At 52.5% G+C, this 15,933-nt stretch carries 17 protein-coding genes; 10 read left to right on the top strand and 7 right to left on the bottom strand.

Annotation, left to right across the window (positions count from 1 at the left end; translation table 11 throughout):
* The first annotated feature begins 22 nt into the window (after window positions 1–22).
* The 10 genes from PGR91_RS05860 (at window position 23) to PGR91_RS05905 (ending at window position 9,902) form a co-directional block, all read left to right on the top strand.
* Window positions 23–1,240, top strand: a complete 1,218-nt coding sequence (locus PGR91_RS05860) for an aminopeptidase C (RefSeq protein WP_118656517.1) — start codon at window positions 23–25, stop codon at window positions 1,238–1,240.
* 56 nt (window positions 1,241–1,296) lie between these two features.
* Window positions 1,297–2,658 carry a Na(+)-translocating NADH-quinone reductase subunit A gene (locus tag PGR91_RS05865; protein ID WP_118656519.1) on the top strand — a complete coding sequence of 454 codons (1,362 nt, stop codon included), beginning with the start codon at window positions 1,297–1,299 and terminating at the stop codon, window positions 2,656–2,658.
* A 12-nt stretch (window positions 2,659–2,670) separates the two neighbouring features.
* A complete protein-coding gene (locus PGR91_RS05870) occupies window positions 2,671–3,855 on the top strand; it encodes an NADH:ubiquinone reductase (Na(+)-transporting) subunit B (RefSeq protein ID WP_101570792.1) in 1,185 nt (394 codons plus the stop codon).
* A 9-nt stretch (window positions 3,856–3,864) separates the two neighbouring features.
* Window positions 3,865–4,647: an NADH:ubiquinone reductase (Na(+)-transporting) subunit C gene (nqrC, locus tag PGR91_RS05875; RefSeq protein ID WP_101570790.1), complete on the top strand. Its 783-nt coding sequence runs from the start codon at window positions 3,865–3,867 to the stop codon at window positions 4,645–4,647.
* Window positions 4,640–5,290, top strand: a complete 651-nt coding sequence (locus tag PGR91_RS05880) for an NADH:ubiquinone reductase (Na(+)-transporting) subunit D (RefSeq protein ID WP_118458837.1) — start codon at window positions 4,640–4,642, stop codon at window positions 5,288–5,290. Before nqrC ends, PGR91_RS05880 begins: the two co-directional genes overlap by 8 nt.
* 15 nt (window positions 5,291–5,305) lie before the next feature.
* The gene (gene nqrE / locus PGR91_RS05885) at window positions 5,306–5,938 is read left to right on the top strand and encodes an NADH:ubiquinone reductase (Na(+)-transporting) subunit E (RefSeq protein ID WP_055203950.1); all 633 of its coding nucleotides are present in this window, start codon (window positions 5,306–5,308) and stop codon (window positions 5,936–5,938) included.
* A 22-nt stretch (window positions 5,939–5,960) separates the two neighbouring features.
* The gene (gene nqrF / locus PGR91_RS05890) at window positions 5,961–7,205 is read left to right on the top strand and encodes an NADH:ubiquinone reductase (Na(+)-transporting) subunit F (protein ID WP_055203952.1); all 1,245 of its coding nucleotides are present in this window, start codon (window positions 5,961–5,963) and stop codon (window positions 7,203–7,205) included.
* Between the two features lie 79 nt (window positions 7,206–7,284).
* Window positions 7,285–8,070: a gamma-glutamyl-gamma-aminobutyrate hydrolase family protein gene (locus tag PGR91_RS05895; RefSeq protein ID WP_222613611.1), complete on the top strand. Its 786-nt coding sequence runs from the start codon at window positions 7,285–7,287 to the stop codon at window positions 8,068–8,070.
* 25 nt (window positions 8,071–8,095) lie between these two features.
* Window positions 8,096–9,577, top strand: a complete 1,482-nt coding sequence (locus PGR91_RS05900; RefSeq protein ID WP_118656521.1) for an NAD(P)H-hydrate dehydratase — start codon at window positions 8,096–8,098, stop codon at window positions 9,575–9,577.
* Between the two features lie 40 nt (window positions 9,578–9,617).
* Window positions 9,618–9,902, top strand: coding sequence for a hypothetical protein (locus tag PGR91_RS05905; protein WP_055203957.1), 285 nt, complete (start codon window positions 9,618–9,620; stop codon window positions 9,900–9,902).
* Between the two features lie 68 nt (window positions 9,903–9,970).
* Here the strand turns inward: PGR91_RS05905 and PGR91_RS05910 are convergent, their stop codons facing one another.
* The 7 genes from PGR91_RS05910 to PGR91_RS05940 all read right to left on the bottom strand — a co-directional run bounded on the left by PGR91_RS05910 (window position 9,971) and on the right by PGR91_RS05940 (window position 15,916).
* Window positions 9,971–10,729 (bottom strand): metal ABC transporter ATP-binding protein, encoded by a 759-nt coding sequence (locus tag PGR91_RS05910; RefSeq protein ID WP_118656523.1) that lies wholly within the window; start codon window positions 10,727–10,729, stop codon window positions 9,971–9,973.
* Complete coding sequence (locus tag PGR91_RS05915) at window positions 10,726–11,586, bottom strand: metal ABC transporter solute-binding protein, Zn/Mn family (RefSeq protein WP_172970763.1); 861 nt, start codon at window positions 11,584–11,586, stop codon at window positions 10,726–10,728. The genes PGR91_RS05910 and PGR91_RS05915 overlap by 4 nt, the downstream gene beginning before the upstream one ends.
* 186 nt (window positions 11,587–11,772) lie before the next feature.
* Complete coding sequence (locus tag PGR91_RS05920) at window positions 11,773–12,351, bottom strand: hypothetical protein (RefSeq protein ID WP_147387393.1); 579 nt, start codon at window positions 12,349–12,351, stop codon at window positions 11,773–11,775.
* A 79-nt stretch (window positions 12,352–12,430) separates the two neighbouring features.
* Window positions 12,431–12,700 (bottom strand): hypothetical protein, encoded by a 270-nt coding sequence (locus PGR91_RS05925; RefSeq protein WP_055203968.1) that lies wholly within the window; start codon window positions 12,698–12,700, stop codon window positions 12,431–12,433.
* Between the two features lie 379 nt (window positions 12,701–13,079).
* Window positions 13,080–13,646, bottom strand: coding sequence for a hypothetical protein (locus PGR91_RS05930; RefSeq protein WP_147387394.1), 567 nt, complete (start codon window positions 13,644–13,646; stop codon window positions 13,080–13,082).
* 94 nt (window positions 13,647–13,740) lie between these two features.
* A complete protein-coding gene (locus PGR91_RS05935) occupies window positions 13,741–14,010 on the bottom strand; it encodes a hypothetical protein (protein WP_118656527.1) in 270 nt (89 codons plus the stop codon).
* 304 nt (window positions 14,011–14,314) lie between these two features.
* Window positions 14,315–15,916 carry a hypothetical protein gene (locus PGR91_RS05940; RefSeq protein ID WP_118656529.1) on the bottom strand — a complete coding sequence of 534 codons (1,602 nt, stop codon included), beginning with the start codon at window positions 15,914–15,916 and terminating at the stop codon, window positions 14,315–14,317.
* Window positions 15,917–15,933 lie beyond the last annotated feature (17 nt).

The raw sequence follows: 15,933 nt of genomic DNA on the forward strand, positions 1-15,933 counted from the left end.
AATTAAATTTTGTGTCGAACGCATGAAAAAATATTTGCTGTGTGGGGTGTTGTGCGCACTGCTGATCGGTGTCGCCGGTGCGAAAAATACGTCGAAACAGACCAAGGAGGACGGAAAGGATACCGGAGCCTATGTATTTGCCGATAAAGTGCTGGTGCCCGTGACGCCGGTGAAGGATCAGGCGAAGTCCGGCACCTGCTGGAGCTTTTCGGGCACGGCGATGGCGGAGAGCGAGTTGCTTCGTCGCGGGAAAGGCGTTTACGACCTTTCCGAAATGTGGATCGTCCGCCATACTTACCTCGAAAAAGCGATCAAATACGCCCGCCTGCACGGTAAGGCCAATTTCTCCGAGGGGGGGACGCTGGATGACGTCGTATACATCGTCGACCGTTACGGAATCGTGCCCGAGACGGTCTATTCTGGATTGAAGGACGGCGCGTCGAGGCACTCGCACGAAGAACTGAGCGTTGCTCTCAAAGCCTATACGGATGCGGTGATCGGGAATCCGTCCAAACGGCTTTCCGCGTCTTGGATCGACGGTCTGAACGGGATACTGGACGCTTACCTGGGCCCCTGTCCCGAAAAATTCGTTTACGACGGAAAAGAATATACTCCGAAAAGTTTTGCGCAGGAGCTGGGTATTCGCCGCGACGATTACGTAGTGCTCACGGCAATGACGCACCATCCGCTTTATACGGCTTTCCCGCTCGAAATACCCGATAATTGGAACTGGTCGCCGTTCTACAACGTGACGATGGAGGAGCTGGGCCGGATCGTCGACGTTTCGCTGCGGAAAGGATATGCGGTCAACTGGGCGTCCGACGTCAGCGAGAACGGATTCGGCTTCCGGGAGGGCCGTGCGATCGTTCCGGTCGAGTCGGCGGCGGAAATTCCTCCGGCGGACAGCGCGCGCTGGAAAGGGCTTACCGACGACGAGATCCGGAAACGGACGCTACTGAAAACGGGCGTGCTTCCCGAACGCCAAATCACGCCCGAAATGCGGCAACAGGCTTTCGATCGTTACGAGACGACCGACGATCACGGGATGCTGCTGGTGGGGATCGCGGCGGACCAGCACGGCCGGAAATTCTACAAAGTGAAAAACTCCTGGGGCGAAACGGGTTTGTATAAAGGTTATTTTTACGCTTCGGAACCTTTCCTGCTTTATAAAACGGTCGGTATCCAGGTACATCGCGAGGCGATTCCGCAGGATATAAAGGATAAGCTGGGAATCCGCTGACCGAAAAACGAATGAAAAAGACACCTTAATAAATTACTATCAATAATCTACCGAATATGTCGCAAGTCATAAAGTTGAAAAAAGGCCTTGATATCCGGTTGCAAGGGGAAGCCCGACGCGAGTTGACCCGGCTGCCGCTGGTACATGCCTATGCGCTGAAACCGGACGATTTCAAGGGGGTCATCCCGAAGATGCTGGTTCGGGTGGACGACGTCGTGAAGGCCGGAACGCCGCTGTTTTACGACAAGTACCGTCCGCAGGTGTTGTTCACCTCGCCGGTCAGCGGGAAGGTGACCGCCATAAACCGCGGGGATAAGCGTAAGATCCTCGACGTGGTGATCGCTCCGACCGCTGAACAGGTTTACGAGCCGTTCGAGGTTCCCACCGAAGAGTCCGCCGACAAGGAAAACGTCACTTCGGCGCTGTTGAGTTCCGGTCTGTGGCCGATGATCGTTCAGCGTCCTTACGGAATCATCGCCGATCCGGGACAGACGCCGAAAGCCGTTTTCGTTTCCGGATTCGATTCGGCGCCGCTGGCTCCCGATATGAATTACGTATTGGAGAAAGAGTTGGATAATTTGAATACCGGTTTCGCCATGCTGTCGAAGCTGACGCCGGGGAAAGTCTACCTGGGTTTGAAAGCCGGAGCATCCGGGGTGTTGGATCGGGTGAAAGGCGTGGAAGTGCGCGCGTTCGACGGGCCGCATCCGGCCGGGAACGTGGGCGTTCAGATTCACCATATCGATCCGATCAACAAAGGCGACCTGGTGTGGACGGTCGATATTCAGCACGTGGCGATGATCGGACGGTTTTTCCGTACCGGCCGGGTCGATATGAGCAAGATCGTTGCGCTGACCGGTTCAGAGACGACCGATCCGCGCTATTTTAGCGTGCTGTCGGGCATTCCGGTCGGCAGCATCGCGCGCCAGGTCGAGATCCGTCCGCAGCGCGCGGGCGATCGGGTGCGCCTGATCAGCGGCAACGTGCTGACCGGTAAAAAGGTGGAACCGGACGGATACCTCGGATTTTACAGCAACCAGGTGACCGTGATCCCCGAAGGGAACAAATACGAGTTCCTCGGTTGGGGTATGCCGCGGCTGGATAAGTTCTCGGTGTCGAAGAGTTATTTCTCGTGGCTGACGCCCCGCAAGCGTTATAATCTCGATACCAACATGAACGGCGGCGTCCGCGCTTATGTGGTAACCGGGCTGTATGACAAATACCTGCCGATGGACATCTATCCGCTCTATCTGTTGAAGGCGATTCTCGCCGGAGATATCGACAAAATGGAGAACCTGGGCATCTACGAGGTGGTCGAGGAGGATTTCGCGCTGTGCGAATTCGTCGATCCGTCGAAAACCGAGATGCAGGATATCGTCCGCCGCGGGATCGAACTGATGATCAAAGAGCTTAACTAACCTGAACGACCCATGAAAGGATTAAGAAATTTTATAGATAAGATCAAGCCGAACTTCGAAAAGGGCGGCAAGTTCGAAAAACTTCATTCGACGTTCGATGCTTTCGAGACGTTCCTGTTCGTACCGAATCACGTAACCCGCAGCGGCAGCCATATCCGCGACAGCATCGACCTGAAACGGGTGATGATCGTGGTGGTCGTGGCATTGATGCCGGCTTTGCTGTTCGGGATGTACAATACCGGATTGCAGCATTTCCGGGCCATCGGCGCGGGTGACGCTCCGTTCTGGACGTGTTTTTGGTTCGGTTTGCTGAAAGTGCTGCCGATCATCATTGTCTCGTACGTGGTCGGTCTGGGGATCGAATTTATTTCGGCGCAGATTCGCCATCACGAGGTGAATGAAGGGTTTCTGGTCAGCGGAATGCTGATTCCGCTGGTGATGCCGGTCGACGTGCCGCTGTGGATGGTGGCCGTTGCGACCGCTTTCGCCGTGATTATCGGCAAGGAAGTATTCGGCGGTACCGGAATGAATATCTTCAACCCGGCCTTGCTGGCCCGGGCGTTTATTTTCTTCGCTTATACGCCCTATATTTCAGGCGAAAAGATCTGGATCGCCGGCCTGACCAAAGGCGAGGGCGTCGTAGACGGTTTTTCGGGGGCGACTCCGCTGGCCGATGCGGCGTCGGCCGTGCTGACCGGCTCGCAGCAGATACACTGGACGCAGGGCGGTCCGCTGGACTGGTTCCTCGGGACGATACCCGGATGTATCGGCGAGACTTCGACGCTGGCGATCCTGATCGGCGCGGCGATCCTGCTGTGGACGGGCATCGCCAGTTGGCGCGTGATGCTCAGCGTGTTTGCCGGCGGCTATCTGATGGGCTTGCTGTTCAACTTGATCGGCGCGAATGCCTACATGGATATTCCGGCATATTACCACCTGATTATCGGCGGGTTCGCCTTCGGTGCGGTCTTTATGGCGACCGATCCGGTGACCGGCAGCCAGACGAACGTCGGCAAGTACATTTACGGATTCCTGATCGGGGTGATGGCGGTGCTGATCCGGGTGCTGAATCCCGGTTATCCGGAAGGCATGATGCTGTCGATCCTGTTTATGAACGCGGTGGCTCCGCTGATCGACTACTATGTGGTGCAAGCCAATATCCGTCGCCGGAACCGTCGTTTGAAATTAGCTAAATAGAGTAGGGGTATGAATAAGAACAGTAATACGTATATTATCACTTATGCTTCGGTCATGGTGGTGATCGTGGCGGCGGTGCTCTCGTTTGCTTCGCTGTCGCTGAAAAATATTCAGGCCGAGAACGTGAGAATCGAGAAAATGGGCGATATCCTGCGCTCGATCGGCGAAGGCGGCGATGCGGACAAGGCGCCGAACAAAGCGGCCTATATCAACGAGCAGTATAAAAAATACATCGTGGACAGTTATGCCGTCAACGTCGAAGGAGATAAGGTCGAAGGGGCGGACGCGTTCGCTCTGTTGACGAACCTGAAAGCCGAATACGACAAACCGGCCGCCGAAAGGGAACTGCCCGTATTCGTCAGCAAAAACGACGAGGGGAGTGTCAGCTACGTGATCCCGGTCTGGGGCGCCGGACTTTGGGGGCCGGTCTGGGGATATGTCGCGCTGGCGGACAACTGGGACACGGTCGAAGGTATCGTATTCGACCACAAGAGCGAAACGCCGGGGCTGGGCGCCGAAATTTCGACTGCGCAGTTCCAGGCTCAGTTCAAAGGGAAACAGATTCTCAAGGACGGTAAAGTCGTGGCGATCCGCCTGCAGAAAGGCGGCGCGCAACAGGGCGATCCTTATGCGGTGGATGCCGTTTCGGGCGGTACGCTGACCAGTATCGGCGTCGAGAACATGCTGAAAAGCTGCCTCGGCGATTATGACGCCTATATCCGGAAACAGCTTGCGGCGTCTCCGGGTAAAACGGCGGAAGTAGTAACCAATAATTCGGAAAACAATGAGTAGCCAGGAAAAAGAGCCGATTTTTTCGGTTAAGAATTTGAAGTTGCTGACCTCGCCGTTCGGTCAGAACAACCCGATCACGGTGCAGATACTGGGTATCTGTTCGGCGCTGGCGGTCACGGCGAAATTGAAACCCGCTTTCGTGATGGCGTTGTCGGTAATCGTCGTCACCGGGTTTTCGAGTCTGATTATTTCATTGATCCGCAAAGGGATCCCGTCGCGGATCCGGATCATCGTGCAGTTGGTCGTCGTGGCCGCGCTGGTGATTCTGGTGGATCAGGTGCTCAAGGCGTTCGTTTACGACGTCAGCAAACAGCTTTCGGTGTTTGTCGGGCTGATTATTACCAACTGTATCATCATGGGGCGGATCGAGGCGTTTGCGCTGGGTAACAAACCCTGGGCGTCGTTCCTCGACGGTATAGGCAACGGCCTGGGATACGGGCTGATCCTCGTGATCCTCGGCTTTGTCCGCGAGTTGCTGGGATCGGGCAGCATCTGGGGGTATCCCATTTTCGAGAAGCTCGGGCTTTACAGCGTAGGTTACGTCAACAACGGTCTGATGATCCTGCCGCCGATGGCGTTGATCTGCGTCGGCCTGATTATCTGGGTGCAGCGCAGCCGTAACAAGAACCTGATCGAGAAATAATAAAGCGAAGCACGTATGGAAAACATTATCAGCATATTCGTAAGGTCTATCTTCATAGACAACATGGTGTTCGCGTTCTTTTTCGGCATGTGTTCGTACATTGCCGTCAGCAAGAGCGTCAAAACCGCGATGGGACTCGGTATCGCCGTTATCTTCGTGATGGTGATGACCGTGCCGATCAATTACCTGCTCAACGAGTTTATCCTTTCTCCGGGAGCCCTCGGCTGGATAAATCCGGCTTACGGGCCGGGCGGCGAGAGCGAGATCGACCTGAGCTTCCTCAGTTTCATCGTTTTTATCGCCGTGATCGCGTCGTTCGTGCAGTTGGTCGAAATGGTGGTCGAGAAATTCGCGCCGGCATTGTACAATCAGTTGGGAATTTTCCTGCCGCTGATCGCGGTGAACTGCGCGATCATGGGCGGTTCGCTGTTCATGCAGGAGCGCGATTACGCTTCTCTGGGCGAAGCTACCGCGTTCGCGGCCGGTTCGGGGATCGGCTGGTGGCTGGCGATCATTCTGATGGCCGCTATCCGCGAGAGGCTGTCTTATTCGAACATTCCCGCCCCGCTGCGCGGCGCCGGGATTACGTTCATCCTGACCGGCCTGATGGGGATCGCCTTCATGACGTTCATGGGGATTCAGTTGTAAACCGTAAAATAGTGAAATAGAGATGGGATTATCAATCATTATAGCGATCGTAGCATTCCTGGTAGTAACCTTGATCCTGGTGGCGTTGCTGCTGTATGCCAAGGCGAAACTGACCCCTTCGGGAGAGGTTAAAATCGATATTAACGACGGCGAAAAATCATTGACCGTGGAACCCGGCAGTACGTTGCTGTCGACGCTCGGCAACAACGGCATATTCCTGCCTTCGGCTTGCGGAGGCGGCGGTTCGTGCGGCATGTGCAAATGTCAGGTGCTCGAAGGCGGCGGCGATATCCTACCGACCGAGGTGAACTTTTTCACCCGTAAGCAACAGGCCGAGAAGTGGCGCCTCGGATGCCAGGTAAAAGTGAAGGAAAACCTGAAGATCAAGGTGCCCGAAGCTGTCCTGGGCGTTAAAAAATGGGAGTGCGAAGTGGTGTCGAACCACAACGTGGCCACCTTTATCAAGGAGTTCGTCGTGAAGTTGCCCGAAGGCGAACATCTGAAATTCCGCTCGGGCGGTTATATCCAGATCGACATTCCGAAATACGATGAGATCAAGTTCAGCGATTTCGACATCGAACAGGAATACCATGAGGACTGGGATCACATGAAGATGTGGGGGTTGGTTACGAAAAATCCGGAGCCGACGTTCCGCGCTTATTCGATGGCTAACCATCCGGCCGAAGGGAATATCATCATGCTGAATATCCGTATCGCCACGCCGCCCTGGGATCGGGCCGCAGGGGCCTTTATGAAGGTGAACCCGGGAATTTGTTCGTCGTATATTTTCTCGCGCAAGCCGGGCGACAAAGTGACGATTTCGGGACCCTACGGCGAATTCTTCGTGAAGGATACTCCGAACGAAAAAATGTTTATCGGCGGCGGCGCCGGTATGGCGCCGATGCGCTCGCATATCTTCCATTTGTTCAAGACCGAGAAAATCGACACTCCTGTAACATTCTGGTACGGGGCGCGTTCTAAGCGTGAAATTTTCTACGAGGAGCAGTTCGAGGAGATCGAAAAAGAATTCCCGAACTTTAAGTTCCACATCGCGCTGTCGGAGCCGAAGGAAGAGGATAACTGGAAAGGCTACACCGGATTTATTCACCAGGTTATTTTCGAAAACTACCTGAAGAATCACGACGCGCCGGAAGATATCGAATACTACCTGTGCGGACCGCCGATGATGACGGCCGCAATGACCAAGATGCTCGACGGACTCGGCGTGCCGGAAGAGAATATTATGTACGATAACTTCGGGGCTTAATGTCCGGAAGGCGTTTGAACTGGAAGGCTGCCGGCGGTTGTTTATCGCCGGCAGCCTTCGTATAAATCGAGGGATTATTATGAAACGATTTTTAGGATTGTTTATCGTCGGGTTCTGCTCGGTGCTCTGCGCCTGCGGCTCCCGGCCGGAATCGCGGGTTCCGGTGATCGGAATTTCCGATTTTTGCAACGGAGGCACGGTGACCGTGTCGCGCACCTATTTCGATGCGGTATTGCGGGCCGGGGGAGTCCCCGTGTTGATTCCGCTGATCGGGGACGAACAGAAGCTGGACGGACTGTTGCAGTCGATCGACGGACTGATTCTGACCGGCGGCGGCGATGTCGATCCCGCCTATTTCGGCGAGGAGCCGTCTCCGCATCTCGGGCATGTCAATGCGCCGCGCGATACGTTCGATTTCAGGCTGATCGAACTGGCCGCCCGACATAAGATCCCGGTGCTGGGCATTTGCCGCGGAATACAGATGATCAACGTGGCCTTCGGCGGAACGCTGTATCAGGATTTGCCGTCGGAATATGCCGATACTTCGGTGTGTCACATGCAGGCGGTGCCGGGGTACGTACCGACGCATACCGTGCGTGTCGAGAAAGGCTCGTTTGTTGCAGTGGCGACCGGTATGGATACGTTGCGGACGAACAGTTTCCACCATCAGGCCGTCAAACGGGTGGCCGATGGATTCCGTGTGGCCGCTACGGCGACGGACGGCGTGGTCGAGGCGATCGAGGACCCGGACAGGGGGTTCTTCGGTACGCAGTTCCATCCGGAGGATCATACGGTCGCCGGGGATACCGTGATGGTGAAATTTTTTGAATTTCTGGTTCGCGAAGCGGGCAAAAAAGCCCGTTGATCCGCGGGCGTTAAAAAATGATACGATGAAAATTCTGACAGGATCGCAGATACGCGAGGCCGACCAGTATACGATCGAACACGAACCGATCGAGAGTCTCGCGCTGATGGAACGGGCTTCGGAAGTGATCGCCCAGTGGATTTGCAACAACATTCCGCAGGAGCAGCCTTTGGCTTTTTTTATCGGAAAAGGAAACAACGGCGGAGACGGCCTGGCGGTTGCGCGCATGTTGCACAACGTGGGGTATTCCTGTTCCGTGTACGTTTTGTTCGATAAGCGGCAACTGTCGGTCGAGTGCCGCTACAACCTCGAACGGCTGCCGCACGGCGTGCGGGTGCAGGGCATGGATCGGGTGGAAGTTGCCGAGGATGCGGTGGCGATCGACGCTTTGCTCGGTACGGGCGTCCGCGGCGGGCTCTCGGAGCCTGTTCGCGGCGCGATCGCCCTTGTCAACGGGCTCGGCTGCCGGGTGATTTCGATCGACCTGCCTTCGGGAATGTTGTCCGAATACGGCAATGCGGGGCGCGAGATCGTGTATGCCGACGTTACGCTGACGCTGGAGTTCCCGAAGCTGGCGCTGTTGCTGTCCGAGGCGGGGGAGGCTGCCGGCGAAATCGTTATTCTGCCGATCGAACTGGACGAGAACTATAAACGACAGGCACGGTCGCCGTATTATTATGCGGACGGTCGGTACGTATCGGAACTGGTATTGCCCCGTAGCCGTTTTGCCCACAAAGGAACCTATGGGCACGCCTTGCTGGTTTGCGGCTCGCAGGGCATGATGGGGGCTGCCGTATTGGCGACAGGGGCCGCGCTGCGTTCCGGATGCGGGTTGGTGACGGCGCATGTTCCTGCCGAAGAACGGTTCGTTCTGCATACGTCTTGCCCGTCGGCGCTGGTCAGCGGCGATCCGATGTCCGTGTTCTCCCGGTTGCCGGACGATATGACGAAGTACGCCGCCGTAGGGATCGGCAGCGGGGTGGGGAGGCACGACTTGTCCGTGCGGGCTTTCGAGGCGTTGTTGTCGTGCGGGATGCCGATGGTGATCGATGCCGATGCGTTGAATATGTTGGCGGCCCGTCCCGAATTGGCCGGGTCGATGCCTCCGGGATGCGTACTGACTCCCCATTTGGGCGAATTGCGCCGCTTGGTCGGAACGTGGAACGACGATCAAGACCGAATCGAAAAGGTGAGGACGTTCGCGGCGCGCTACGGATGCTGTATGGTCGTGAAAGGAGCGCATACGATGGTCTGCTCTCCGGACGGACAGCTTTATTTCAATGCGACGGGGAATCCGGGAATGGCCAAAGGAGGCAGCGGCGACGTGCTGACCGGCTATATCGCGGGACTACTGGCGCGGGGATACGAACCGCTGTCGGCGGCTTTGCTCGGCGTGTATGTCCACGGCGCGGCCGGCGATAAGGCTGCGGCCTATTACGGACAGGAGGGTATGAATGCCGCCGACCTGATCGATTTTTTGGGAGAGGCTTTGGCTGAGATTCAATAGTTTTTATTACCTTTGTACAATCATTAAAAAACAATAGGTTATGGCAAGTCTCAGAGGAATTAAAAACGATATCGATTACCTGGTGAGCGAGGTGATCTCGGATTGTTACATGGCTCTTTATTTCAACGATCAGAGCAAACGCGAGGGGATCGTCGCCGTCATCGAGGAGGCGGTCGATTTCCGTAACGAGATGATCCAGCGGGCCAATCATCCGGCCGATAAACAGAATAAAAGTCTGGTGAAGAAACATTACGCGCAGATGCGCCGGGATATGATGACCCGCATCGATGCCCTGTTCGGGAAGCTGAGCGATATCTGTAAATAACAGAAATTTCAGGCCGTTTTGCAGGCGGCCCGTATTTATCCTCCGTCCGGGTTGTCCGGACGGATTTTTTATGACCGCGCGTTCGGGTGTTTCGCCAGCACGGTGTGCGGAACGTCTCCGTGGGAGACGATCTGTATCGGGCAGTTGTAATTGTGCAGTTGTTCCGCCGTAATGATGTTCGAATCGTGTCTGTGCACGCGACGGTTGACGCAGACGATCGATCTGACGTAACTTGAGATCGTTCCCAGGTCGTGGGAAACCATTACGATCGCCATTTTTTCGTTGAAATGCTTCAGTTGCAAGTACAACTCTTTTTCGAACTGGTTGTCGACGAAATTGGTCGGTTCGTCGAGAATCAGCAGTTTCGGGTCGGAGATCAGGGCGCGGCACAGCAGCGTGCGCTGTATCTGTCCGCCGGACAGAGTCCCGATCGGTTTCCGGGCGATCTCTTCGATCCGGCAGGTGTGCAGCAGTTCGTCGGCTTTTTGCCGATCCTCGGCAGTGTACCGGCCGAGCAGTCGCTTCCTGGCCTGTAAACCCGATAGAACCACCTCCCGTACGGAGATCGGAAACGATTTGTCGATTTCGGATATCTGGGGTAGGTATCCGATCCGCCGGCATCCTCGGTTTTCGATCTCCGGGGCGTAAATGACCTCGCCGGAGTAGGGAACCGCCTTCAGGATAGCTTTTACCAACGTGGTTTTACCGCCTCCGTTCGGGCCGATCACTCCGATGAAATCGTCGTTCCAGATATCCAGGTCGACGTCGGTCAGTACCGGAACCTTGTCGTAGCTGACCGACACGTGATGCAGGGATACCAGTTTCATGGGTTCGCTATTAATTGGGCGATATGCAGTATATTGTCGGTGACGTTTCCGTCCAGCGGGTCGATCGCTACCGCTTCGAGTCCCAGTTCGGCGGCGATCGCATCGACCGTATTTTTGCTGAACTGCCGTTGGAAGAATACCTTCCCGATTCCGGAATTGCGGCCGGTTTCGATCAGGTTGCGGAGGTGCGCCGCCGAAGGCTCTTTCCCTTCGTTTTCGAGTGGAATTTGCGTCAGTCCGTAATCGTGCGCCAGGTAGGTCAGCGCCGGATGGAAGATCATAAAGGCGGTTTGCCGTCCGGCGAAAGTCTCTTGCAATGCGCGGTCCAGTGAATCCAATTGCCGGTCGAAACGTTCGTAACCGGCTTTGTATTCGACCGAGTCGGGATATAGTTCCGACAGTTGACCGTAGACGTTCTCTGCCATGATTTTCAGGCATTTCGGAGAGAGCCAGATATGGGGATCGGTTCCGTGTCCGTGATCGTGCGCTTCGTGCCCGCAGGTTCCTGCCAGCAACGGGACGTTTTCTGAGGTATTGATAACCCGGACGCTCGGCATATTCTCGCGGATGGCGTTTTCCAGGTTGCGTTCGAAATCGATCAGGCCGATATCGATGTATGCCAATGAATTGGCTACCTGCTTCATCTGCTCGGGCGTCGGCTCGTAGGTTTCGGGACTCGATCCGGGAGGAACCAGCACCCGGATGTCGAAATCGTTTCCGGCGATCTGTTCGGTAACGTAGCGCAGCGGTTCGATGCTGACTGTGATCCCTTTTTGCGGAGCGTTGTCGGGTGCAGTACAGGAATACATGCAGATTGTTGCGCAAATGATTGATATGTAATATTTTAATTGTTTCATTCGATGCGATTTAATGAAAGAGAGTTTATTGTCATAACCTCTGCATATGTCGTGCAAAAATAGGGAATTTATCGGTATGCGCCCAATGAAAACGGGTCGGGATCGCACAATTCCTGCGCCGAAAATCTGTCGTTTTCCGGTAAGGAGCAGAACTGCCGAAAGGTTTTTGTTCCCGGGCGTTCCGTTTCAGGGCAGAAACCGGTTGTGGATTTCGTGAAAAAAGAGTTCCTGTTCCCGCTTATTCGTACTGCCCAGATTTACCTGTATCAGCTTGATTGTCGGGCCGTAGCCATTTTCGGCCGAATTGACCGGGTCGTTCCGGTCGAATAGGTACAGTATTTTTCCGGCCAGCGTTTTCGCCCATAGCCAGGCTTCTTCGTTTATTTCGAAAGCTTCCAGTCGGTCTTCCAGCCGGATCGGTTTTGCCTGCTCGATCGTCTTTAGGAACGACCGTGGCTTATAGATAATTTTCAGTTGGTCCGTCCGGTCGATTGCAACTATTTTACGGCGTTCGTTCGTATTGAAGCAGTAATGGTCGAACCAGATTCTGATATCTTTGCTTCGGGATACCATCAAAAACGAGATCGGCCGATGGTCATATATGGAGTCGTTGTCGTCCCTGATATCTTCGTATCTACCGACGCCTTCCGTGACCGAATCGATCGGCAATGAGTTGCATATTAAGTATAGGTCGGATTTTGTCTGAGCCGGTCCCGTTTGCCATGCAATTACGTTGACAAACAGTATAAGAAGTAATTTTTTCATAGAGGGAGTATTTACTATAAAAATAATAAAAACAGCCGGAATGACGATGCATTTCGGCTGTTTCTATTTTGTTTTTCAATTATTCGGGTTGGATAACGGTTCCCTGTTTGGGTTCGTTGGTATCCAGCAGCATAACTTGTATCAGTTTGATCGTCGACCCGTCGCCTTCTTCGACGCAGTTGATCGGATCGTTCCAATCGAGTATGTACAGCACTTTTCCTTTCAGGTTATTTGCCCACATCCATGCTTCTTTGTTGTTTCTGAACGATTTCAGTTTTTCTTCCAGGTGGATCGGTTTCGCCCGTTCGATGGTACTGAGGAAAGTCCGCGGTTTATAGATGATTTTCAATTGGTCGTACCATTTGGGCTCTCTGATTTTACGCAGTTCGGTTAGATTAAAATTGACGTGTATAAAATCAATATTAATGTCTTTACTGTCAGAATGCATTAAGAACATAACGGCCCGATAATTATAGGTAGGATCGTCGTCGTCACTGGGGTCTTCGAATCTTCCGATCCCTTCGGTTATATGATCTTTCGATAATGAGCTGCAGGTCAGGTATGTATCGGAACCTGATTGAGCCGATCCCGTTTGCCATGCAAGTGCATTGACAAGTAGTATAAAAAGTAATTTTTTCATATTGATTGTTCCGTAAATGCAATATACTGATAATAATTAAAAAACAGAGCCGGTTGAAACCGGCTCTGAAGAAGAAAAACGTGATTTTTTAGTCCGGAAATACCAATTCCTCTCTGGGCTCATTGGTTGCTACCATTCTGACTTCGATTAATCGGATGGTTGTCCCATCTCCTTCTTCCCCCCAGTTCATCGGATCGCTTCCGTCGAACAGATAGATTGTCTTTTCTCTTAGTCCGTCTGCCCATGCCCAAGCCTCTTTTGCTGTTTTGAAGGTCTCTTTTATTCGATCTATATAGATCGGATTCGCTTTTAATATAGTGTTGTTATAGAATGATTTAGGCTTAATTAAGATTTGCATTTGGTAATCGTCTTTTTGAATGGGTCTTTCTTTCTTTAATTTGTCGAGGTTGAAACTATAATGAGTAAACCATATCGTATATCCTACGTTTTTAGATTCAAATAAAAAGGTAATAGGCGGATGATTATATACGGGATCGTTATCATATTTAATATCACCTCTCCACATTCCTTCCGAAATCTCGTTTTTAGAAGAGTTGCAGATGAGATATATGTCGGATCTTGTTTGGGCTGTGATATTTTGATATAAAGAACAAAACAGTATTGAATAAATGATTTTTCTCAATGATGTTCCCATAGTGACGATTTTGTGTTGTTGTTCGATAATTATAAAAATAATAAAAACAGCCGGAATGACGATGCATTTCGGCTGTTTTTATTTTGTTTTTCAATTATTCGGGTTGGATAACGGTTCCTTGTTTGGGTTCGTTGGTATCCAGCACCCTGACCTGTATCAGCTTGATCGTCGATCCGTCGCCTTCTTCGACGCAGTTGATCGGATCGTTCCAGTCGAGCATGTAGAGCACTTTTCCTTTCAGGTTATTTGCCCACATCCATGCTTCTTTGTTGTTTCTGAACGATTTCAGTTTTTCTTCCAGGTGGATCGGTTTTGCCCGTTCGATGGTACCGAGGAAAGTCCTCGGTTTATAGATGATTTTCAACTGGTCGTACCATTTGGGCTCTCTGATTTTACGCAGTTCGGTTAAGTTTAAATTAGAGTGCAAAAACCAGATACAGATGTCTTTACTATCGGAATTCATTAGGAACATGACGGCTCGGTAATTATAGAGAGGATTTTTGTCATCTCGGGAATCTTCGTACCTTCCGATACCTTCGGTTATGTTGCTTTTTGATAATGAGTTACAAGTCAGGTATGTATCGGAACCTGATTGAGCTGATCCCGTTTGCCATGTAATAACACTGGCAAATAGTATAAAAAATAATCTTTTCATATTGATTTGTTTTTTATTTTGCTTTTGCGTCGACAATTATTCCTTGATCGGAAAGAAATTTTTTGTAAAACCCTTGTTCTGGCTTAGTTAATTCATCTTTAAATACAGGGCTATCTTCCGTCCCGGCATATCTCAGCATTTCGTATTTCTCCTCGGTAAATCCTGGAAATAGCTTTTTAAGCCAGCTATTGATGTTTTGATCTTTCACCATTTTTTCGTGATGTTCATTGTCGTAATCTTTGAAAGATTTGTTCGGATTCATCCACTTCAGACTGTCGAACAGAATGACATGGACGACTTCGTGAAAAACCAGCATCCTTTTACCTAATGAAGATGCATCTCCGAACAATGTTTCGTCATAGGTCATTACATAGCCGTTGATTTGACGGGTCTGAGTATTATATCTTACGTTAGTCGTTCCCGCTTTGGAAATACGCCCGAATTTTATAGTCAGCTTCCCCTCAGCCTGAAGATTTCTGAGCATCTGGCTGCAAGCCCATGGAATGCCCAGGTTCACTTCGTTCCAGGCTGCGGTCAGTTGATCCGGTTTGGGATCCGAATGCCCTGCGGTGGGGATGTTATCGAGTTCTTCGCATTCGCCGTTGCAGAATTGGAACAGACATCCCGGATTCGTGCATTTGAATTCCCCGCCGTAACCGACGTCGATGCTTCCTTCCTGGGAGAAGCAGGTGCACGGGTGATGTTTGCAGATCGGGCAGCAGACGCATCTTTCCGAAAGGAATCCGCATACCGAACAATAGGAAGGGGTTACTTCGATCCCACATCCGTTCGGACAGACTCCCCAAACGGAGATCGAATTGCAGAACGGGCAGTATCCGAAACCTTCGTTGCCGTCGCTTTCCGAGTCGGAACTGCGGGTAACCAGAGCAAGGGTAGGGGTTGACATATACAGCCGGTCGATGACGTCCGTCGTATCGGCGTTTTCGTCGGTCGAACGCTGTCTCATGCCGACTTCCATCCGTCCTCCGTTGCGGTGCAGATAGGATGCGAGGTATCGGCCTTCCACGTCCGAAATAATTACATAACCCGAATAATCGCGGTCTCTCATAAACCGATAAGGGGTTTTCATGTCTTTCCGTTTGTTGTAGCAGGACGAATCCGGAATAAAGGTAGCGATAAAATAGCGTTTATTTCCGGTTTCGATGTTTTTTTGCAGAATCAATTTCATCGTTACGGTCGAGCCGTCGACGCTTCCGGCATGTCCGTCGGCTTTTCGCGGCGACCAGGCTTTCAGCGGAGTGCCTCCGACGCGCAGCGGAACTTCGAGGGTAACGACTTTGCCGTTTTCGTAGGTTTGCCGCAGGTCATTCCATAGAGGTGTCATTAGGGCGGCCTGTTCCACCTCGTTGAGTATCCCTTTGGTCGACTGTCCGTGACCGTGTCCGCAGTCTCCGTGTTCGTGTCGGCAGCCTATATGCACCATGCGCAGGTCTTCGGCCGTTTGTTCGAAATAGGCGCGGGCTTCCTGCGCCGGGAAATGTTCGGATGCCTTTTCTCCGACATCCCCTCCATAATCGCACGGATCGTTCGTGCAGCAATGGAAAAATAAGACGACGGCCGTAGTACCAGCCAGCCACCATAGTCGGTTCTTCATAAATTAAGTTTTGGTTC

The sequence above is a fragment of the Candidatus Alistipes pullistercoris genome, assembly GCF_027665465.1.
Taxonomy (GTDB): Bacteria; Bacteroidota; Bacteroidia; order Bacteroidales; family Rikenellaceae; genus Alistipes_A; species Alistipes_A hominis.